General features: G+C 37.2%; 22 protein-coding genes. 18 read left to right on the plus strand and 4 right to left on the minus strand.

The annotated features are described in order from the left end of the window. Positions 1-66 precede the first annotated feature (66 nt). The 9 genes from AB1278_RS05395 (at position 67) to AB1278_RS05435 (ending at position 8,822) form a co-directional block, all read left to right on the plus strand. Positions 67-486 (plus strand): DUF2147 domain-containing protein, encoded by a 420-nt coding sequence (locus tag AB1278_RS05395; protein ID WP_110007974.1) that lies wholly within the window; start codon positions 67-69, stop codon positions 484-486. A gap of 54 nt (positions 487-540) precedes the next feature. Next, entirely contained in the window at positions 541-690 is a 150-nt protein-coding gene (locus AB1278_RS05400; protein WP_202841134.1) for a hypothetical protein, read from the plus strand. Between the two features lie 20 nt (positions 691-710). Beyond that, positions 711-1,691 (plus strand): pyruvate dehydrogenase complex E1 component subunit beta, encoded by a 981-nt coding sequence (locus tag AB1278_RS05405; protein WP_110007971.1) that lies wholly within the window; start codon positions 711-713, stop codon positions 1,689-1,691. A 114-nt stretch (positions 1,692-1,805) separates the two neighbouring features. Beyond that, positions 1,806-3,800, plus strand: coding sequence for a KUP/HAK/KT family potassium transporter (locus AB1278_RS05410; RefSeq protein ID WP_330747536.1), 1,995 nt, complete (start codon positions 1,806-1,808; stop codon positions 3,798-3,800). A gap of 64 nt (positions 3,801-3,864) precedes the next feature. After that, the gene (locus AB1278_RS05415) at positions 3,865-4,338 is read left to right on the plus strand and encodes a Fur family transcriptional regulator (protein WP_002976876.1); all 474 of its coding nucleotides are present in this window, start codon (positions 3,865-3,867) and stop codon (positions 4,336-4,338) included. A gap of 3 nt (positions 4,339-4,341) precedes the next feature. After that, positions 4,342-6,081, plus strand: a complete 1,740-nt coding sequence (locus tag AB1278_RS05420; RefSeq protein ID WP_429812887.1) for an OstA-like protein — start codon at positions 4,342-4,344, stop codon at positions 6,079-6,081. 96 nt (positions 6,082-6,177) lie between these two features. Beyond that, positions 6,178-7,353, plus strand: a complete 1,176-nt coding sequence (locus AB1278_RS05425; protein ID WP_202844141.1) for an aspartate aminotransferase family protein — start codon at positions 6,178-6,180, stop codon at positions 7,351-7,353. 188 nt (positions 7,354-7,541) lie between these two features. Beyond that, on the plus strand, positions 7,542-7,928 hold the full coding sequence (locus AB1278_RS05430) for an START-like domain-containing protein (protein ID WP_429812890.1): 387 nt from the start codon (positions 7,542-7,544) through the stop codon (positions 7,926-7,928). A 78-nt stretch (positions 7,929-8,006) separates the two neighbouring features. Continuing rightward, positions 8,007-8,822: an aminotransferase class IV gene (locus AB1278_RS05435; RefSeq protein ID WP_343644105.1), complete on the plus strand. Its 816-nt coding sequence runs from the start codon at positions 8,007-8,009 to the stop codon at positions 8,820-8,822. An 85-nt stretch (positions 8,823-8,907) separates the two neighbouring features. On the opposite strand, the gene AB1278_RS05440 is transcribed toward AB1278_RS05435, so the two are convergent. Continuing rightward, positions 8,908-9,492, minus strand: a complete 585-nt coding sequence (locus AB1278_RS05440; RefSeq protein ID WP_429812893.1) for an N-acetylmuramoyl-L-alanine amidase family protein — start codon at positions 9,490-9,492, stop codon at positions 8,908-8,910. Positions 9,493-9,596: 104 nt separating this feature from the next. Next, positions 9,597-10,145, minus strand: coding sequence for a YqgE/AlgH family protein (locus AB1278_RS05445; RefSeq protein ID WP_110007966.1), 549 nt, complete (start codon positions 10,143-10,145; stop codon positions 9,597-9,599). 24 nt (positions 10,146-10,169) lie between these two features. Between AB1278_RS05445 and pdxH the strand changes: the two genes are divergently transcribed. Beyond that, positions 10,170-10,811, plus strand: coding sequence for a pyridoxamine 5'-phosphate oxidase (pdxH, locus tag AB1278_RS05450; RefSeq protein WP_202841126.1), 642 nt, complete (start codon positions 10,170-10,172; stop codon positions 10,809-10,811). Between the two features lie 248 nt (positions 10,812-11,059). Here the strand turns inward: pdxH and AB1278_RS05455 are convergent, their stop codons facing one another. Further along, entirely contained in the window at positions 11,060-11,350 is a 291-nt protein-coding gene (locus tag AB1278_RS05455) for an HU family DNA-binding protein (protein WP_002976900.1), read from the minus strand. A 399-nt stretch (positions 11,351-11,749) separates the two neighbouring features. On the opposite strand from AB1278_RS05455, the gene panD reads away from it, so the two are divergent. From panD to AB1278_RS05495, 8 genes are all read left to right on the plus strand, one after another. After that, positions 11,750-12,100, plus strand: coding sequence for an aspartate 1-decarboxylase (gene panD / locus AB1278_RS05460; RefSeq protein WP_002976902.1), 351 nt, complete (start codon positions 11,750-11,752; stop codon positions 12,098-12,100). 3 nt (positions 12,101-12,103) lie between these two features. Then, a complete protein-coding gene (locus AB1278_RS05465) occupies positions 12,104-13,132 on the plus strand; it encodes a lysylphosphatidylglycerol synthase transmembrane domain-containing protein (protein WP_429812899.1) in 1,029 nt (342 codons plus the stop codon). Between the two features lie 170 nt (positions 13,133-13,302). Then, complete coding sequence (locus AB1278_RS05470; RefSeq protein WP_047420681.1) at positions 13,303-13,878, plus strand: TerD family protein; 576 nt, start codon at positions 13,303-13,305, stop codon at positions 13,876-13,878. A gap of 27 nt (positions 13,879-13,905) precedes the next feature. Next, positions 13,906-14,583, plus strand: a complete 678-nt coding sequence (locus AB1278_RS05475) for a TerD family protein (RefSeq protein ID WP_429812903.1) — start codon at positions 13,906-13,908, stop codon at positions 14,581-14,583. A gap of 88 nt (positions 14,584-14,671) precedes the next feature. Then, the gene (locus AB1278_RS05480) at positions 14,672-15,310 is read left to right on the plus strand and encodes a vWA domain-containing protein (RefSeq protein ID WP_429812906.1); all 639 of its coding nucleotides are present in this window, start codon (positions 14,672-14,674) and stop codon (positions 15,308-15,310) included. A gap of 17 nt (positions 15,311-15,327) precedes the next feature. Continuing rightward, positions 15,328-16,371, plus strand: coding sequence for a TerY-C metal binding domain-containing protein (locus AB1278_RS05485; RefSeq protein WP_429812909.1), 1,044 nt, complete (start codon positions 15,328-15,330; stop codon positions 16,369-16,371). After that, a complete protein-coding gene (locus tag AB1278_RS05490) occupies positions 16,371-17,648 on the plus strand; it encodes a PP2C family serine/threonine-protein phosphatase (protein WP_202841115.1) in 1,278 nt (425 codons plus the stop codon). Before AB1278_RS05485 ends, AB1278_RS05490 begins: the two co-directional genes overlap by 1 nt. Positions 17,649-17,653: 5 nt before the next feature. Further along, complete coding sequence (locus AB1278_RS05495) at positions 17,654-19,165, plus strand: helix-hairpin-helix domain-containing protein (protein ID WP_429812912.1); 1,512 nt, start codon at positions 17,654-17,656, stop codon at positions 19,163-19,165. Between the two features lie 170 nt (positions 19,166-19,335). Here AB1278_RS05495 and AB1278_RS05500 read toward each other — a convergent pair whose 3' ends face one another. Then, complete coding sequence (locus AB1278_RS05500) at positions 19,336-19,776, minus strand: GNAT family N-acetyltransferase (protein WP_429812914.1); 441 nt, start codon at positions 19,774-19,776, stop codon at positions 19,336-19,338. Positions 19,777-19,857: the final 81 nt, after the last annotated feature.

Below are 19,857 nucleotides of genomic sequence, written 5' to 3' on the forward strand. Positions count from 1 at the left end.
AATTAATTTATATTTTTATCAATACGTAGATAAGAATATTGTATTAAAATTAAAACTATAAGAAATATGAAAAAAATATTGTTAACGTTCGCACTTTCTTTATGTGGTGTACTTACATTTGCACAGATAGAAGGTAAGTGGAAGACGATAGATGATGAGACAAAACAGGCAAAATCTATTGTTGAAGTGTACAAAAAATCAGACGGAAAATACTATGGGAAAGTTTCTCAGTTATTGATAAAACCAGCTGAATCAAACTGTACGGCTTGTAAAGATGACAGAAAAGGAAAACCAATTTTAGGATTGGAAATCATCAGGGGACTGAAAAAAGACGGCGATGAATTCACAGGAGGAACCATCACTGATCCTAAAACAGGAAAAACATATAAATGTACCATTACAAGAAGCGGTGATAAACTGAACGTAAGAGGTTACTTAGGATTATCTTTATTAGGAAGAACCCAGGTTTGGGAGAAAGCTAATTAATTTAAGTTTAAATAGAATTTTAGATGACATTTCAGAAATGAGATGTCATTTTTTATGAACAAAAATTCTCAGGAAGCTGGAAAATCCACAAGAACGGGACATCAGGAAGAAAAATTTATTTTAAATACAGTTAATATTATGACTTCTCATGGAAATGAAGAGCGTTTTTATGATGTGTATAATAAAAAAACACTACTTTTGTAGTCTAAATTTTTCAAGAAAATATGGCAGAATATACTTTTCGTGAGGTAATTGCACAGGCAATGAGCGAGGAAATGCGTAAAGACGAATCCATCTACCTGATGGGGGAGGAAGTTGCAGAATATAATGGTGCATATAAGGCTTCAAAAGGAATGCTGGATGAATTTGGTCCAAAAAGAATAATTGACACACCGATTGCAGAACTTGGATTTACAGGAATCTCTGTGGGAGCTGCAATGAATGGAAACAGACCCATCGTAGAATTTATGACATTCAATTTCTCATTGGTAGGAATTGATCAGATTATCAATAACGCAGCGAAAATCCGTCAGATGAGTGGCGGACAGTGGAATTGTCCAATTGTTTTCCGTGGGCCTACTGCTTCTGCAGGACAATTAGGAGCTACTCACTCTCAGGCATTTGAAAACTGGTTTGCCAACTGCCCTGGACTTAAAGTGGTGGTACCTTCTAACCCTTATGACGCAAAAGGATTGTTAAAAACAGCGATCCAGGATAATGACCCTGTTATTTTCATGGAATCTGAGCAGATGTATGGAGATAAAATGGAAATTCCTGAAGAAGAATACTACTTACCAATAGGAAAAGCAGATATCAAGAGACAAGGTACAGACGTTACTCTGGTTTCTTTCGGAAAGATCATGAAACTGGCTTTACAGGCAGCAGAAGATATGGCTAAAGAAGGAATCTCTGTAGAAGTTATCGACCTTAGAACTGTTCGTCCTCTTGACTTCGATACAATTTTAGAATCTGTAAAGAAAACAAACAGACTGGTTATTTTAGAAGAAGCCTGGCCATTCGGATCAGTATCTTCAGAAATTACTTATATGGTACAGCAAAAAGCATTTGATTATTTGGATGCTCCTATCAAGAGAATTACTACTCCTGATGCACCTGCACCTTACTCTGCAGCATTATTTGCAGAATGGTTCCCAAAACTTGAAAAAGTAAAAGAGGAGATCAAAAAAGCGATGTACGTAAAATAGTTATAGAAAAAAACTTCCGAAAGGAAGTTTTTTCATTTATTATATTCATGAAGAAAAATTCTTGACATCATAAAATTAGTATAAATTTGCGCCTTTAAAATAAATTAAGCTGATATGGCAGAAGTTACAGAAGATGGCTACCACTTCGACATAAAGAAACTTTCCTTCATAGGAGTTTTAGTGTCTCTAGGAATTGTTTTTGGAGATATTGGTACCTCTCCGCTTTACGTAATGAAAGCAATTGTGAATGCAAGATCCCAGGGGAGCAATATGCCTTTCAATGAATACATAGAAGGAGCTCTTTCATGTATTATCTGGACCCTTACCCTGCAGACCACAATCAAATATGTGATCATTGCTTTGAGAGCAGACAACAAAGGTGAAGGAGGTATTCTTGCCTTGTTTTCACTGGTAAGAAACCTTAAAAAAGGATGGCTGTACCTCATTGCAATTATTGGTGCTGCGGCACTTATTGCAGACGGAGTAATTACCCCATCACTGACGGTAATGTCAGCTATTGAAGGTCTTGAAATTTATAATCCCCATACTCCTGTTGTTCCAATCACCATCGGAATTCTGATTGCCATTTTTGTCGTACAGCAGTTCGGGACCAGCTTTATCGGAAAGTTTTTTGGCCCGGTAATGGTGGTTTGGTTCCTTGTATTAGGAGGTCTGGGAGTAATGCATTTAAGTGAAAACTTTGAGATTTTAAGATCTTTCAATCCTTATTACGCTTATAAGCTTATTGTGAACTCTCCGAGTGCCATTGTTATTTTAGGAGCTGTTTTCCTTTGTACAACCGGAGCAGAAGCATTATATTCCGATTTAGGGCACTGTGGTGCCAAAAACATCAGAGTAAGCTGGGCATTCGTTAAAATTATGCTTATTCTTAATTATCTTGGACAGGGAGCTTGGCTTTTAACCAATTATAACAAACCAGGATTTTCTGTAGTGAATCCTTTCTTTGGAATCATGGAAGAATGGATGATCATCCCGGGAGTAATTTTAGCAACAGCCGCTGCAATTATTGCCAGCCAGGCATTGATTACAGGTTCGTTCACCATATTCTCAGAAGCAATGTCTCTTAACCTTTGGCCGAATCAGAAAATTGATTACCCTTCCGGAGTAAAAGGACAGATGTATATTCCAAGAATCAACTGGGGACTTCTTATCCTGTGTATCATTGTCGTTCTGCATTTCAAAGAATCAGGAAAAATGGAAGCCGCTTATGGACTTTCCATTACCGTAACGATGTTGATGACCACCGTTTTATTAGTATTCTGGCTGCTGAAGCATAGAGTAAGCAAGGTTCTGATTCTGGTTTTCGCAATGGTTTACATGGCTATCGAATTAGGATTCTTCAGTGCCAACATCATCAAATTTATGGAAGGTGGATGGATTACCGTTGTATTGGCAGGTTCTATCGGAGTTTCTATGTATGCATGGTACAACGGAAGACTGATCAAAACAAGATTTATCCAGTTTGTGAAAATAGAAAAATATGTGTCTATCCTTAAAGACATGAAGCTGGACGAAACCATTCCGAAATATGCTACCAATCTTGCTTACCTGAGCAGGGCAAAAAGAAATGATGAAGTGGAATCCAAAATTATCTATTCCATCATCAAAAAACAGCCGAAAAGAGCAGATCATTATTTTATCCTGAGTATTGTCAATCAGGAAGATCCCTATACTTTCAGATATACTGTAGACGAGATTCTTCCGGGAACCGTCTATAAGATCAATTTCCTTTTAGGATTTAAAGTAGACCGAAGAATCAACGATTATTTCAATATGGTTCTTAAAGACTTAATGGCGGACGGAACCATTCCTTCAAGAAGCAGCCATCCATCTTTAAGAGCTCATGATATACCGCCGGATCTTAAATATGTCATCATAGATAACACCTATATCAACGATATCCTTTTAACGGTTAAACAAAAGATTACTCTTAACATTTACAACTTTGTGAAGTATATCGGAAGTGACGACTTTAAGGCCTGGGGAGTATCTTCGCACAATGTTGAAGTGGAATCTGCACCGATCACAGAATTAACAGTTTATGACAATAAGATCGAGCAGTCCGGGTATTTCCGTCACAACTCGTAGCCACCTGTATTAACCATACTATCTATTTAAATAAAATTCAATAAATTTGTAGATAATTTTTTTAATGGATACAATACAAAAAGAAAAAAATATAGCTTTGATCAAGGATGTTTTGAGAAACTACTTATTAGAAAAAGGGTTCAGAAACACACCTGAAAGATATACGATATTGGAAGAAATTTATAATATGGATCATCACTTCAATGTTGATGATCTGTATCTTCTGATGATGCAGAAGAAATATCACGTTTCCAAAGCAACGATTTACAACACGATTGAAATTTTCCTTGATGCAGGTTTAATCCGTAAGCATCAGTTCGGAGAAAAGACATTGACTTCTTCGTCTTATGAAAAGTCTTATTTTGACAAACAGCATGATCACCTGGTGATCTACAAAAAAGACTCTGATAAAGAGATTGAGGAAATTATTGAATTCTGTGACCCAAGAATCCAAGGAATCAAAGAAGCCATTGAAGAAGCATTTGGCGTAAAAATTGATTCTCATTCGCTATATTTCTATGGCACTAAGAATGACTAATTAATGAGAATAGCCCTTTTTCTGTTACTCTTTATTTCTACGCTCAACTTTGCGCAGGATAAAACTCCTGTGAAGAGAGATCCTTATCTGCAGGCTCCTTCACCCACTCAGCCTCAACAGGTGAGACCTGAAGATAAAGTAAAGATCATCCACGCAGACGAAATCAAGAAAGATCCTGAAAAATACGACGGGAATCAATATTTTACCGGTCATGTTCAGATAGAACATCAGGGATCCATTCTTACTGCAGATGAAGTAGTTCTGTATAATGAAGAAAACTTTGTAAAAGCAATAGGTAATACAAGACTTCAAAATACAGACGGCTCTGTAATCACAGCAGGAGAAATGGAATATGATGCCAATACCCAGAAAGGTGTTGCCCGAAAAAATGTGGTCCTGACGGATCCTAAACAGACCATAAAAACAGATATTCTGTATTATGACAGGCTGGCTAATCAAGCGTATTTTAATACAGGAGGAACGATCTCGGATGGCCAGAATGTTACCTATGCTAAAGTAGGAACTTATTTTCTCAATACAAGAGTAGTTGACCTTACAGGAAATGTAAAGATTGAAACCCCTCAGTATACTATAGAAGGTCCAAATATCAAGCAGAATCAAAACACAAAAATTGCCGATTTTAATGGTCCTACAACCATTACCAGCAAAACCAATCCACGAAACAGAATCTATACGGAAAGAGGAACCTATAAAATGGATTCCAAGGAGGCGTATTTAACCAAAAACTCAAGGATATTTTACAATGAAAAAATCCTTACCGGTGCTGATATGTACTACAATCAGATTTCAGGGTTTGGTAAAGCAACAGGCAATGTAACCCTGGATGATCCTAAAGAAAGAAGATACATAAAAGGAGGATACGGAGAAATTTTTGAGAAAAAAGACTCTGCAATGATGACCAAAAGTCCGTATGCTGTAAAAGTGATGGAAAAAGACTCCATTTATTTCGCTGCAGAAAAAATTATCTCTTATCAAAGACCGGACTCACTGGATATCAAAGTGAAGAAAAGCTATCTTAGAGCCTTCAAAAAAGCCCGTATTTATAAATCCAATGCACAGGGAAGAGCAGATTCCATTGCTTTCAACGAAACAGACGGAATCATGCATATGTATACCAACCCGATTCTTTGGAGCGGTGAAAAGCAGGTAACCGGAGATAAAGTAGAAGCCTACTTCAATACCAAAACGGAAGATATTGATTCCTTAAAAGTAATTGGAAATGCCTTTGCCATCAGTAAAGTAGACTCCCTGAACCTGAAAGATGAGTTCAATCAGGTGAAAGGGAAATTCATGACGGTGTACTATGAGAAAAATGCTATTAAAGAAGCAAGAGTAGTTGGAAACGCCCAATCTATCGTCTATGTTGATGATACCGATCAGGAAACCAAAAAACCGGAAAGAATAGGGATTACCTTGTCTACCTGCGGAATTATCGGAGCATTGTTTGAAGAAAGAGCATTACAGATTATTTCCTGCAGTATCGGAGCTGTTTCCGATACCTATCCGATGAGTATGATAGAGCCGTCAAAAAGAAAGTTCCCGGATTTTAACTGGAATACCAAAGACAGGATCCGGAAATGGCAGGACATCCTTGTAGACACTCCGAATAACGAAGAAATACAATATACAGCAGATAATGAGCTCTTCGATAAAGCACAGAAAGCCATAGATGATGAAAAGGCCAAAGAAGAAGCTAAAAAACCTAAACGTACCAGAAAATAACAGAAAGACCAGTAAAGTGCTGGTCTTTTTTGTGGATTAATTTTAACGTTTAATGAATCTTTTATAGCTTTGCTGAAATTTTTGGAGACAATGGAAATGCATAAAGATTTTTTTACATATCAGGCTCAAACCACAAAATTTGCTGCAGGTTTTGAAGTAGAGAAAGCAATAGGAAGCTATATTTACGGTACAGACGGAAAAAGATATCTTGACTTTGTAGCAGGAGTTTCTGCCAATACGCTGGGACATTCACATCCTAAAGTTGTGGATGCTATCAAAGAGCAGACGGATAAATACCTACACGTAATGGTGTATGGCGAATATGCACAGGAAAAGCCTGTAGCACTATGCAGATTGCTTGCTGAAGCTACTCCTGATCCCCTGGAAGTTACATACCTTGTGAATAGCGGTGCGGAAGCCATTGACGGAAGCTTAAAATTAGCCAAAAGATACACCGGAAGAGAAGAAATTGTTTCCTTTAAAAACTCTTACCATGGAAATACCCACGGCGCTTTGAGTGTTTCAGGAAATGAAACTCACAAGAGAGAATTCCGTCCTTTATTACCGATGGTTTCTTTTATTGAATTTAACAATGAAGAAGACTTCGATAAAATTACAGAAAAGACGGCTTGTGTTATCCTTGAAACCATTCAGGGAGCAGCAGGATTTTTGGTACCGGATAACGATTACCTGATCAAACTGAAGAGAAGATGTGAAGAAGTAGGAGCGCTTTTAATTTTAGACGAAATACAGCCGGGATTTGGAAGAACAGGGAAGTTATTCTCTTTCGAGCACTTTGGTATCGTTCCTGATATTCTTGTCATGGGTAAAGGAATGGGAGGCGGTGTTCCTGTAGGAGCTTTTATGAGTTCCAGAGAAATCATGGAAACGCTTTCACATTCTCCTAAATTGGGTCACATTACTACTTTTGGAGGAAACCCGTTGATTGCGGCTGCAAGTTATGCAACATTGAAAGAAGTGCTGGAAAGCGGCTTAATGAATGAAGTAGAGGAAAAAGAGAAATTGTTCAGAGAACTTTTGGTTCATCCTAAAATCAAAAATATCAACGGTAAAGGGCTGATGCTTGCCGTGAACTTAGGAACTCCTGAATACACACTGGAAGTAGCTAAAAAATGCATGGATAAAGGGCTTATTGTTTTCTGGCAGCTGTACAGAAATGAATACCTGAGAATCTCTCCGCCTCTTACATTATCTCTGGATGAAATAAGAGAAGGGTGTCAGATTATTCTCGATATACTGAATGAAAACTAAAGATAAAATCTCTCCGGAAAGGAGAGATTTTTTTATGTCTTGCATGGTAACTTTTAGCTTTAAAACTTACCATCACAGGGATTTAAATCCAGTGATAAATATCATGCAGATTCTATAAAAAAGTAATTGTTTTTTTGCGTAATAAAAAAATTAATTTATATATTGCGGGACGATAAAACAAAGATTATATGGCGAAACATAAAGTCCATTACGAATTTCCAATGCACTGTTTATCAGAGATTTTGTATGAATATCTGGCGACTGCAGAGGGATTGTCTGAATGGTTTGCGGATGAGGTAACAGAGAAAGGCGATGATTTCTTTTTTAGCTGGGGTGGAGGTCCTGTTGAGAAGGCCACTTTGATCAGATATAAGCCTGAAGGTTTCGTGCGTTTCAGATGGGAAGAAGATGAAGGAACAAAAAATTTCTTTGAAATGACTATCACAATTGATGATATTACAGAAGATCTGGCTCTAAATATTACAGACTTCTGTGAAGAAGGTGATGAAGAGGAAAATGCAATGTATTGGGAAAATCTTATCGAAAACCTTAGAATAAAACTAGGTGCGGCATAATACCGGGCTATATGAAATGATAAAACTGATGAACGATTTATCGTTCATTATTTTTTTGTAAATAAATTACATCAAAATTTGGAAAATCAATATTTTACATCAGACGAGTTACATGTAAAGAACAGAGCTTTTCTTTGGGGAGACTCAGTAAAAGTTTCTTTCTTTCTAAGAAATGGTGGATTGATCATGGACGAAGAATGCTATTTTTTTCTAATGGCTTCCATGAGAAAGATGAGACTGAATATTCCTTTGACTTACACGCTGGAGTTTTTCCAGACCCTTTTTCAAAAAGAAATTATTGAAGGCAAAGGCATAAGCAATGGAATTATCAATTTCCAGGTGTTCAGAAATAATGATGGAATGACATTGGCCAAATCTTCTGTTTCCTATTTTTACGAGGTGACGGAAATGGCTGATGTGCTTGCTGTTCATCAAAGACCTCTGGAATTGGATTTGATTAAGGAAATTAATGTTAACAACAACCTTTTGAGCAATATCCGGGTTCACTGTCCGGAAAACATTTACGGAGTGATCTATGCGCAGGAAAATGATCTTGACGATGTGATCCTTCTGAATCCAAACAAAAGAATAGCACGTACCACTGCCGGAAATCTTCTCTTTTTAGAAGGTGATGTTATCAAAGTACCAAAGCAGACGGAAGGAGCTTACATTTCTCCTTTGATGGAAAACTTTGTTACTTTTTTACATAAAAATAATCTTGCTGATATACAGGAACACGAGATTATCGCATTTGAATCTCAGAAGGCTGAAGAAATTTTAATGATTTCTGATGAGAAAGGTATGTTTTCTGTAGGTAAGATAAGAAACAAGACTTTTGAAACTTCCCGTTTCTCCGGATGGGTAGAAAGCTGGAAGAAAAGTTTTAATTCATAAAAATTGACAAACCCGGTAAACAACAAAGTTCCAGAAGTCCTTTACCGGGTTTTATTCTGAGTAAAATCAGAAATTGTTTCTTTATTTAATATTCGTTGATAATCTCAACAAATTTTTGTGCGATTTCTTTCTGCCCTTTCTCACTGGTAATATAATTCCTGTTATCAGAATTATTGATAAAACCAAGTTCTACCAATACAGCAGGTGCTTTGGTTTCTCTTAGCATATGAAGATTTTGGCGTTCTTCAATTTTACGGGCATTGAATTTCTTATAGATTTTTCCGGCTAATTCCTTTGATATGTCAGAATTCTGAACATAAACTTCAAATCCGTTATCAGATCTTTCTCTTTGAGGAGAACTGTTAACGTGAAGAGAAATGACCATTTCAGGGTTCAGCTTATTGATCTGATCTGTTCTTTCAGCAAGGGTAGGAGAACTGTCTGCATCCCTTGTTAAAATAACCTCATACTTATCCTGGCTTTCATTGATTTTCTGGATTTCCTTAGCAATGCTTAATGCAATATTTTTTTCCAGAATTTCACCATAAGCAGCCCCAAAATCATTTCCGCCATGTCCGGCATCAATGACAATGTATTTTTTGCTGATAGGAGTAAATGATAAAAACGCTGTAGAAAATATTGATAAAGCAAGTAGTGTAATACCTTTCATATCAGTGATTTTAGTTTTTCAAATAACGGAAAAACTTTCTTTAAAATTGGTTAACAGAATCTTAAAGTTTGTTAATTATTTTTAATCATATGAAAGGGATATTGTTAATTTAATGAAATATCCTCAGGGGAGTTGGCCCAGAGAAGAAATTCTCCTCCAAGATTCTGCATAATAGATTTCCAGAGTGTCTGATCATTGGGAAGCGTATAATCAAGATTATAAACATCCACTACCGTCCACATTTTTCTTTGAACTTCAGTATCCAGCTGATGAGAAGACCATCCGGAATATCCTGAAAAGATTTTGATATGGTTGATATCCAGTTCACTGCTTAAAACCGCATTAATAATACGTTCGATATCTTCTGTAAGATAGTATTCATCAGTAATATCTGTATAGATCTCTGTAACTCTTTTGCCTTTTACAATGAAAAATACCTTGTCGTTTTCTACAGGTCCTCCATCATATACCTCAATTTTAAAGTCAAAAAAATCTTTGAATTTGCTACTCATCTGGCTGTTCTTTTTATTCAATATCAAACCAAATGCACCACTTTCATTATGTTCAATAACCAATACTACCGATCTTGAAAAAATATCGCCGGAAATGTCGGGTGTCGAGATTAATATTTTACCTTTGTATGAGTGATTCATACTCAAATTTAATAAAAAATATTTATGGAAAACCTGCACGACAGAAGAAAAGTGTACGAGAAATCCCAACTTATTGAAAGTGAGATAAAACAAAATCCAATTGAACAGTTCAGAGACTGGTTTTTGGAAGCCAATGAGAGTCCGATGATCTCAGAAGCTAATGCTATGGCGGTTTCTACAGTAGAAGAAGATGGGTGCCCAAGAACAAGAATGGTACTGCTTAAAGCATATACCCATGAAGGATTTATTTTTTATACCAATTATCACAGCAAAAAAGGAAAAGCAATAGAAAACAACCATAAAGCCTGCCTGCATTTTTTCTGGCCTAATCTTGAAAGGCAGATTATCATCAAAGCTGATCTTGAAAAGGTGGCAGAAAACCTTAGCGACGGTTATTTCCATTCCAGGCCGAAAGGAAGCCAGCTCGGCGCTGTGGTCTCTCCGCAAAGCCAGGAGATTCCCAATAGAGAATTTCTGGAAGATAAATTAAAAGAGCTGGAAAAGGAGTATGAAAATACGGAAGTCCCAAGACCAGCCCACTGGGGCGGATATCTTGCAAGACCTTATGAAATTGAATTCTGGCAGGGAAGACCCAATCGTCTTCATGACAGGATTATTTATGAGCTTGAAGATCTTGACTGGAAAATCTCGAGACTGGCTCCGTAATGGGAAGTTAGAAGTTAGAAGTGGCGGTTTTCAATAGGAGATAAGGCGCTTGAAAATATAAAATTTGTAATATCAAAATAAGCGGGCTTTAGCCCGCTTATTTTTATTAGATATGATGATCGGCTTTAGCCAAAACTTAATAATTCTAAACCACTTAAAGCTTCTTAATAGTTGAATTTCCGGTCACAATTTGACATAAAAAAAGGCTGTTTCTAAGAAACAGCCCTGAATTTTTGTAATCTGAATGATTATTTTTTCTTAGCACCTGAAACTGCATTTGATAAATCAGCTCCAGCTTTGAATTTAGCAACTTTTTTAGCAGCAATTTTGATCGGTTTTTTAGTTGCAGGGTTAATACCTTGTCTAGCCGCTCTCTCAGCTACTGAGAAAGTACCAAAACCTACTAAAGAAACTTTTCCGTCTTTTTTCTTTAATGTAGTTGTAACGTTACCAATGAAAGACTCTAGAGCAGCTTTTGCTGCAACTTTAGTGATACCTGCATCTTTTGCGATTGCGTCGATTAATTCAGACTTGTTCATAATTTTTAATATTAAAGTTAGTTCGTAATTATAGCAAATATAGTACTATTTTCTAATTGTGCAATTTTTTTATTAAAACTTGTGCAATTTTTTTGCATTTCACTGAAATCAGTTAAAATATGATAATTCCACTTTTCACAGAAAATCTACGTTACAGGTTACTAAAATCATGCCAAATGCTTATGTGTATTGACTTTAGCAAAAAGTTAATATTATTTTCCGTATTTATTAAATCCTAAATTGTGTATGAAGAATTAATTTTTTTGACCATATGATTATTAAATTTATAAGTAATTTTTATATTTCTTGTGTTTTGTTAAATTAAATACCTGTGTTTGTGGGAGTTTTAAAATGATAATAAACGCCTGTTTTATTAATTTTTATTAATAAATTTGCAACATGTTAATAGAAGTTTTCAAGTCTAAGATTCATAGGGTGAGAGTAACTGCCTCTGACCTTAATTATATAGGGAGTATAACGATCGATGAAGATCTTATAGAAGCTGCCGGTCTGGTAGTGGGAGAAAGAGTCTATATCGTGAATGTGAACAACGGAGAACGTTTTGATACCTACGTGATCAAAGGGAAAAGAAAATCAGGGGAAGTATGTCTGAATGGTCCTGCAGCAAGAAAAGTACAGAAAGATGATATCATTATCATCATTGCCTATGCTCAGATGACTCCGGAAGAAGCAAAAGACTTCCAGCCAAAAATCGTTTTCCCGGATGAAAAAACAAATCTTCTTACGTAGTACATGGAGAAAATATCAAAAAGTCCGGTAAAATCAATACTTACAATAGTAATATCGCTTGCTTTTGCAGGCTTTTTTTTATGGCTTGCCTTAAGAGGTCTGGATTTTAAAGTCATTCAAAAGTCATTGGCAAAAGCTAATTATATCTGGGTATTGTTTGCTTCCGTATTTGGTCTTCTGGCGTACTGGTTCAGAGCGATACGCTGGAATCTGATGCTGGAGCCGATGGGACACAGAATTTCCAATTCCAATGCGCTTTGGTCCATCTCATTTGGTTATCTGATGAACCTTACAATTCCCAGAAGTGGCGAAGTAGCAAGGGCAACCGCTTTATATGGGGTGGAAAAAGTACCTGTAGATAAATCTTTCGGAACTATTATTCTGGAAAGGGTAGTAGATTTGATCTGTATGCTTGGTTTCTTAGGACTGACGTTATTGTTTAAATACGAAGCCATTCTGTCATTCTATAAAAACTCAGGAGTAAATATTAATCCTAATAAAATAATATTGATCCTTTCCATTCTGGTAATTGGAACAATTGTATTTTTTGTTTTTAAAAAGAAACTTTCAGGAATTCCTTTTTTAGGAAAAGTGGTTAGCTTTATTGACGGGATTTTTCAGGGGATAACTTCCATCTTTAAATTAAAAGAAAAAGGGAAATTCATTCTTTATACATTAGGAATCTGGATTTGCTATTACTTTGCTGCATATCTGGTATGTTTTGCTCTTCCTGAAACTTCAGCATTTACCTTTGCAGACGGTTTCTTTATTATTGTAGTAGGAACATTAGGAATGATTATCCCTGCCAGTGGAGGAATCGGAGCGTATAACCTTGCCATGAAGTATGGTTTTATGGCGCTGTTTATTTCAGTTGGGAAAAGTGCAGATTTTGGCGGTGAAATGGGACTTACGTACTCCTTTATTTCTTTACCGCTGCAGATTGTGATTATGCTGGTGATGGGATTAATTTCCATTCCCATGCTGGCAAAAGCAAGAAATGCTGCTGTTTCAGATAAAGAATTTGAAAATTAATTCAATACATTTTATATAATACAAGGTTCAATTTTTTAATTGGACCTTTTTATTTTGTGGCTTAAATTCTTTTAATTGAGTTGTATAAAATATTTTTTTAATGAATAAATTTGGTCAGTTCATAAATCACTTCTATCTTAATGCAAAAAATAATCATAATATAAAACACTATGGCAATTAATCTACAGAAAGGACAAAAGATCGAGATAGGATTGACGAAAATGACGATTGGATTAGGCTGGGATCCGAATGAAGGAACCGGCTACGATTTTGACCTGGATGCTTCTGCAATCATGATTGATTCTGACAGAAAATTAGTAAGCGAAGAATACTTCGTTTTTTACAATAACTTAAATTCTCCGGATGGAGCCCTTATCCATACAGGAGATGATCCGAGTGGTAAAAACAGTGATGGTGACGATGATGAAGCGATCATTATAGACCTGGATAAAGTAGATTCAAGAGTAGAAGAGATCCTTTTTGTGGTAACCATAGAAGACTTTGAAAGAAGAAGACAGAATTTCGGACAGGTAAGAAATTCCTATATCAGAGTAGTAGATAACCATTCAAACCAGGAGATTGCAAAATACGAACTGGATGAGGATTTTTCTATTGAAACCGGTGTAGAATTCGGAAGACTGTACAAAAGAAACGGAAGCTGGAAGTTTGAAGCTTCAGGAATAGGATACAGAGCAGATCTTGGCTTCTTTCTTGAAAAATACTACAAAGGGCAAATCATCAAATAAAATATCAGATACACAAAAACTATAACTATGGCAATTAATTTACAGAAAGGACAAACGATAGATTTAAGAAAGAATGACCGCGGCGAAAGCGTGTATGATCTTTCAAAAGTAACCATCGGCTTAGGATGGGACGTAAGAAAGCAGGGAGGTGGATTTTTTGGAAAACTATTCAGTAAAGAAGCAGAATACGACCTTGATGCAGTAGCATTTCTTTTAGATGGCAACGGAAAAGTAGCCAATTTGGGAAGAACGGTACAGACCAATGACGGAAGACAGATGGGGCTTTACCAGGGAGATGTGGTTTTCTTCAACTCCATGCAGCATCCAAGCGGAAATGTATGGCTTACCGGAGACAACAGAACCGGAGCAGGAGATGGAGATGATGAACAGATCATTGTAAGATTGGATCAGCTGGATCAGAGTTATCAGAAAATTGTATTCCTGGTTACTATTTATCAAGGAAGAACCAATAATCAGCACTTCGGAATGATTGAAAATGCATTTATCCGTGCTGTAGATGCTACAGGAAAAGAAATTACAAAATACAGCCTTTCCGGTGATTCAAGTATGAACGGAATGTGTGCCATGGTTTTTGCAGAAGCATACCGACACAACGGAGATTGGAAATTCCGTGCTGTGGGAGAACCACACAATACAGATAATTTTATCGATATTCTGAGACAGCAATACGCGTATTCCAACTAGATTCTCAAATTTTTATCAAATCATAATAAAAGCCGTCGGCGGAAGTCGAAGACTTCCGCCGACGGCTTCGAATTAATACTTGTCTATAATGAGCAGGAGATTATTAGCTTATTTTTTATTAGATACTTCAGGTTCCATGAACGGAGAGCCTATTCAGGCGCTGAATAATGGTTTCAACGGCCTTATCAGTATGCTCCGTGCAGATCCGCAGGCAATGGACAGCCTGCATTTGAGTGTTATTACCTTCGATAGAGAGGTTAAAAATATGATACCCTTAACAGACCTGGCGAGCTTTTATCCCATGGAAATTACCTGTCCGGATAGTGGTCCGACGCATACAGGAGCAGCCCTGGAAATGGTTTCAGAATTGATGCAGAAGGAAATTGTAAAAGAATCTGCCGATACAAAGGGAGACTGGCAGCCGCTGCTTTTTATATTTACGGATGGAAAACCTTCGGATATTCAGAAATACAGGCAGATGATCCCGGTGATCAGAGGACTGGAATTTGGTGCTATCGTAGGATGTGCAGCAGGCCCGAAAGCTGATGAAAAGTTTCTGAAGGAACTCACAGATCATGTGGTAAAGCTTGATACTACGGATGCCATTACCCTCTCTTCCTTTTTCAAATGGGTGAGTTCTTCCATTACGCAGGGAGGACAATCTCAGAATACAGGAGAAAACATCACATTACCTCCGCCACCATCGGAGCTTACTATTATTATTTAAAAAATTGTCTTTACAGCATGAGAAGACTGCCTATTTATTTTTTAGTAGACGTCTCCGAATCTATGGTAGGAGAACCTATTGAGCAGGTACAGGAAGGGATCGCCAATATCATCAGGGAATTAAAAAAAGATCCTTATTCACTTGAAACTGTCTACATTTCCGTGATTGGTTTTGCGGGAGAAGCTGAAATCATTACGCCGATGCAGGATATTATCAGTTTTTATCCGCCTAAAATTCCGGTCGGAAGTGGTACATCACTTTCCCAGGGTTTAATTAAACTAATGGATTGTATTGACAGGGATATTGTGAAAACAACGTATGAAAGAAAAGGCGACTGGAAACCTATAGTGTTTCTTTTTACAGACGGAGTGCCCACTGATGATGCGACCAAAGCCATTGAAAGATGGACTCACAAATACAACGGAAAATCTAACACTATTGCTGTTTCTATTGGAGAAAATACCAATTATAAACTTCTCGGATCTCTGGCAGACCATGTTTTACTGTTCAATAATTCTGATGAGAATTCTTACAAAGAGTTTTTCAAATGGGTAACAGATTCTATTAAAACAACCAGCCAGAGTGTCACAGAAGCCAAAAAAGAAGGAATTAATTTGTCTAAAATAGATTCCATGATTCTGGAGAAAGTAGATCCAGAAATGGAACAGAGATTCCCGGATAATAATTTTGTAGTATTGAACGGAAAATGCCAGGAAACGGAAAAGCTTTATCTGATGAAGTTTAAAAAAGCATTCGCAGAATCAAGCATACCGGGAATGGCTACAAGATATTACAGACTGGACGGAGCATATAAAATTGATGAAAAAGCCTACTACAGACTTTCTTCCAATCAGAAAACGTATCTTAAAATCAATATAGAAGAACTGGATGGAGGTACTTCATGTCCTCATTGTGCCAATCCTATTGCATTGGCCACCTGCTCTTGCGGAGGTATACACTGTCTGAGAGGAGAAGGGTACAGCAAATGTCCGTGGTGCGGAACTTCGGATTATTACGGATTTTCCGGAGGAGGATTTGATATTAACCGAACTTTGGGCTAATGATGGGCAAATTTTTCAGGAAGTCTGCCGCAGAATCCAAGTCAAAGACGATGGAACAAGCTGTTGTTTTTAAAGAAAAAGAAGAGTTCAAAGATGCTCATTGGATATTGAAAAATGCCAGTGCAAAGCAGTTCTATGAATTCACTTTCGATATGGAAGATTTCCCGAACATAAAGATTCAGAATATTGGAAACATTGAAGAAACAGGGCTTACTTTTGAAAACAATACAATCTCAGGAATCCCGGTTACCAATAATATGTATCATCTGGATATTCAGTTTTATCATATTCACGATCAGCATCAGATGGAGACTAAGAAAATACAACTTTTCGTTAACGCAGATCCCAAAGACTTATGGAAGAATATTCCAAGCGATACAAACGCAGCTTTTTATAAACCGGAAGAAGACTCATTGAAAGGTTCTTTTTCAGACAAAAAAATTGTGGTGGCTTCCAAAAGAGGACGTTCCCATGCGCATGAAGGCAAATTTCGTGAAGACGATTTTGCTGTAAATAGGCTTTCCGATGGCTGGAATATTATTGCTGTTTCAGATGGAGCGGGCTCAGCAAAAGCTGCAAGAGAAGGTTCCAGACTGGCAACAGAAACGATCAACCGGTTTTTTAACTCAAAGGAGACTTTAAACCAGATTGAAAATAACGTCAGCATGCTGTATAACGGCCAATCTTTCGTAGAAAATGAGTCAGAATCTAAACAGAATATCATCAATATCTTATCGGAAGGTGTTTTACATGTTTATCAAACACTGGAAAAAACAGCAGTGGAAAATGATTTTTCAGTAAATGATCTGCATGCAACCCTTATTTTTATTTTGCTTAAAAAGTACAGCTTCGGATATGTTGTGCTGAGTTTTGGAGTGGGAGATTGCCCGATCAATCTTATTAACACGGATTTTTCTGAAGTTAAGCTTTTAAACCGGATGGATGTGGGAGAATTTGGTGGAGGGACACGTTTCATCACCATGAAAGAAATTTTTAATGATACAATAGCTTCCCGTTTTCAGATCACCTGTGTAGAAGATTTTTCTTATCTGGTGTTGATGACAGATGGCATTTATGATCCTAAATTTACCACCGAAAACAAACTGGAAGACACAGAAAACTGGAAAGCACTTTTTGAAGACCTTGCCGGGAATAATGATGACAGGGCGAAAGTAGATTTTATCAACGATGAAAAGATTGATGAAGAACTTTTAATCTGGAGCGATTTCTGGAGCAGAGGAAATCATGATGACCGTACATTGGCAATAATCTATTAATACGAATGAAAAAGACCATTAAGGTTGTCTCTGTTCTGGATACAGCCAAATCCTATGAATACGTAGATGAAAACCCTATCCGGGGCGGGGTGAAGGATGTTTATTTTTCGCCTGATAAAGAATATGTAGTTGCTTTTTACCGGAATCCGCTGGATGAAGGACAAAAAGAAAGAATCATGAGAATTGTTTCCACTTATCTGCAAAGTTTACAGAGTGGAAATGCTTCAGAGTACTTTCTGAACGAAATATTCAGATGGCCTTATGATATTGTTGAAAGAAATAAACTAACGGGAATTGTAGTTCCTGTTTATCACCATAAATTTTATTTTGCCAAAGGTTATATCGGTTCGGATAATATCCAGGGACAGGATAAAGTGGGGAAGTGGTTTACCGCTCCCATGTTCCGGAATCAGCAGTATCCGTTGAGACTGGATCGGTCAGAATTGGGAGATTGGCTGAGCTATTTTCAGATTGCAGTCAATATCAGCAGAGGAGTGAAAAAGCTGCATCAGATGGGACTGGCACACTCCGATTTGTCTTATAACAATATTCTGGTAGATCCCGTTACAAAATCTGCCTGTATTATCGATATTGACGGTCTTGTGGTTCCCAGACTCTTTCCACCGGAAGTCATAGGAACCGCCGACTTTATTGCGCCTGAAGTTTTAAAAACCCAACATCTGAAACTTCAGGATCCGGACAGGCATTTACCCAATCAAAAAACAGACCTGCATGCTCTTGCGGTTCTCATTTATATGTATCTGCTGAGAAGGCATCCGCTGCGTGGAGGTAAAATCTGGGATCTGGATTCTGAAAAAGATGAAATTCTGTCCATGGGAGAAAAAGCAATGTTTGTAGAACATCCGCAAAATAATTCCAACCATGTGAAGTCCGATCATCTCAGAAAATGGGATGCATTCTGGGGCGACCCTCAGAAAATTCCTTATACGGTTACAGGCCCTTATATTTCAGAATTGTTCAGAAAGACATTCGTTGATGGATTACATGATCCCATCAGACGTCCCACTGCCAATGAATGGGAAACAGCTTTGTTGAAAACCGTAGATCTGATCCAACCATGTCTTAATCCGGATTGTACAGAAAAATGGTACGTCTTTGATAATACCAGCAATCCCAAATGCCCGTTTTGCGGAACACCACATCAGGGAACATTACCCGTTTTAGACTTATATTTTAAATTTGATGATGAGGTATGGAAACCGGAAAATCACAGGCTCATGGTTTATCATAATCAGTATCTTTTCAAATGGCATGTTTCCAGGAAAGTGATCCGCAACGAGAATCTGACGATGCAGGATAAAATGCCGGTAGGATATTTTACGTTCCACCAGGGAAGATGGGTATTGGTCAACCAAAGCTTATCAGGAATGAAGGATGTCACAGAACAGAAAGAAATTCCACCAGGCTCTATGGTAGAACTCACTGATGGTAAAAAAATATTGTTATCTGCAGAAGAAGGCGGAAGATTGATTTACGTAACCATGGCAAACCAGTAAAGACTAACGGGTAATCAAGGCTTGTTTGCGGAGTGTCATTCTGAATGGAATGAAATGTAATGAAGAATCTCACAGATGATCGTGGCTATTTGTGCTCATTTATTTGTGAGATTTGTGTTTAAATCAAAGGGAAACATTCAACGGCTTTAGCTAAAATTTTTAAAAAACATTTACTGTCTTTCCGTTTCCATAAAATAAGAATACTGGTCTTCCCCCACAATTCTGAACCCAAGACTTTTATAAAGATGCTGTGCTTTATTCGTTTTTAAAACACTTAATGAAACCGTTTTCCCTGCTAAAGAAGCTTCTTCTAAAATATCTGACAAGATCTTTTTTCCAAGCCCTTTGCCCTGTTGACTGGGATCAATCTGAAGCTGCAGAACCTCAATATTGGTAAATGTTCTGTCTACTTTTAACAGCCCGATGGGCTGATCATTTAAAAAAATGATATTGGCTTTTTCAAACTGATACAGAATTCTTTGCAAAGTTGTCTCCCTGTCGGTAGAAAGCCCGGAATTTTCATAATGAGGATTCATGGTTTTCATTCTGAGATCGAGAAGAAAATCAATATCAGTATCATCAGCTTGTTGATAGCGCAGGTTAAGATTCATATTCAAAAATAAGAAATTAAGCTCTTACTTGAATGCAATTTTCAGTCCTATTTCTTCTTGCATAGGTTAAAGGTTGGAAGC

Origin of the sequence: Chryseobacterium sp. NRRL B-14798, from assembly GCF_050470705.1 — a bacterium.
GTDB lineage: Bacteria > Bacteroidota > Bacteroidia > Flavobacteriales > Weeksellaceae > Chryseobacterium > Chryseobacterium cupriresistens.

What these genes read in the sequence shown, in the direction of transcription:
- AB1278_RS05395 (WP_110007974.1), top strand. Translation starts at nt 67, where the DNA reads ATGAAAAAAATATTGTTAACGTTCGCACTTTCTTTATGTGGTGTACTT.
- AB1278_RS05400 (WP_202841134.1), top strand. Translation starts at nt 541, where the DNA reads ATGAACAAAAATTCTCAGGAAGCTGGAAAATCCACAAGAACGGGACAT.
- AB1278_RS05405 (WP_110007971.1), top strand. Translation starts at nt 711, where the DNA reads ATGGCAGAATATACTTTTCGTGAGGTAATTGCACAGGCAATGAGCGAG.
- AB1278_RS05410 (WP_330747536.1), top strand. Translation starts at nt 1,806, where the DNA reads ATGGCAGAAGTTACAGAAGATGGCTACCACTTCGACATAAAGAAACTT.
- AB1278_RS05415 (WP_002976876.1), top strand. Translation starts at nt 3,865, where the DNA reads ATGGATACAATACAAAAAGAAAAAAATATAGCTTTGATCAAGGATGTT.
- AB1278_RS05420 (WP_429812887.1), top strand. Translation starts at nt 4,342, where the DNA reads ATGAGAATAGCCCTTTTTCTGTTACTCTTTATTTCTACGCTCAACTTT.
- AB1278_RS05425 (WP_202844141.1), top strand. Translation starts at nt 6,178, where the DNA reads ATGCATAAAGATTTTTTTACATATCAGGCTCAAACCACAAAATTTGCT.
- AB1278_RS05430 (WP_429812890.1), top strand. Translation starts at nt 7,542, where the DNA reads ATGGCGAAACATAAAGTCCATTACGAATTTCCAATGCACTGTTTATCA.
- AB1278_RS05440 (WP_429812893.1), bottom strand. Translation starts at nt 9,492, where the DNA reads ATGAAAGGTATTACACTACTTGCTTTATCAATATTTTCTACAGCGTTT.
- AB1278_RS05445 (WP_110007966.1), bottom strand. Translation starts at nt 10,145, where the DNA reads ATGAATCACTCATACAAAGGTAAAATATTAATCTCGACACCCGACATT.
- pdxH (WP_202841126.1), top strand. Translation starts at nt 10,170, where the DNA reads ATGGAAAACCTGCACGACAGAAGAAAAGTGTACGAGAAATCCCAACTT.
- AB1278_RS05455 (WP_002976900.1), bottom strand. Translation starts at nt 11,350, where the DNA reads ATGAACAAGTCTGAATTAATCGACGCAATCGCAAAAGATGCAGGTATC.
- panD (WP_002976902.1), top strand. Translation starts at nt 11,750, where the DNA reads ATGTTAATAGAAGTTTTCAAGTCTAAGATTCATAGGGTGAGAGTAACT.
- AB1278_RS05465 (WP_429812899.1), top strand. Translation starts at nt 12,104, where the DNA reads ATGGAGAAAATATCAAAAAGTCCGGTAAAATCAATACTTACAATAGTA.
- AB1278_RS05470 (WP_047420681.1), top strand. Translation starts at nt 13,303, where the DNA reads ATGGCAATTAATCTACAGAAAGGACAAAAGATCGAGATAGGATTGACG.
- AB1278_RS05475 (WP_429812903.1), top strand. Translation starts at nt 13,906, where the DNA reads ATGGCAATTAATTTACAGAAAGGACAAACGATAGATTTAAGAAAGAAT.
- AB1278_RS05480 (WP_429812906.1), top strand. Translation starts at nt 14,672, where the DNA reads ATGAGCAGGAGATTATTAGCTTATTTTTTATTAGATACTTCAGGTTCC.
- AB1278_RS05485 (WP_429812909.1), top strand. Translation starts at nt 15,328, where the DNA reads ATGAGAAGACTGCCTATTTATTTTTTAGTAGACGTCTCCGAATCTATG.
- AB1278_RS05490 (WP_202841115.1), top strand. Translation starts at nt 16,371, where the DNA reads ATGATGGGCAAATTTTTCAGGAAGTCTGCCGCAGAATCCAAGTCAAAG.
- AB1278_RS05495 (WP_429812912.1), top strand. Translation starts at nt 17,654, where the DNA reads ATGAAAAAGACCATTAAGGTTGTCTCTGTTCTGGATACAGCCAAATCC.
- AB1278_RS05500 (WP_429812914.1), bottom strand. Translation starts at nt 19,776, where the DNA reads ATGAATCTTAACCTGCGCTATCAACAAGCTGATGATACTGATATTGAT.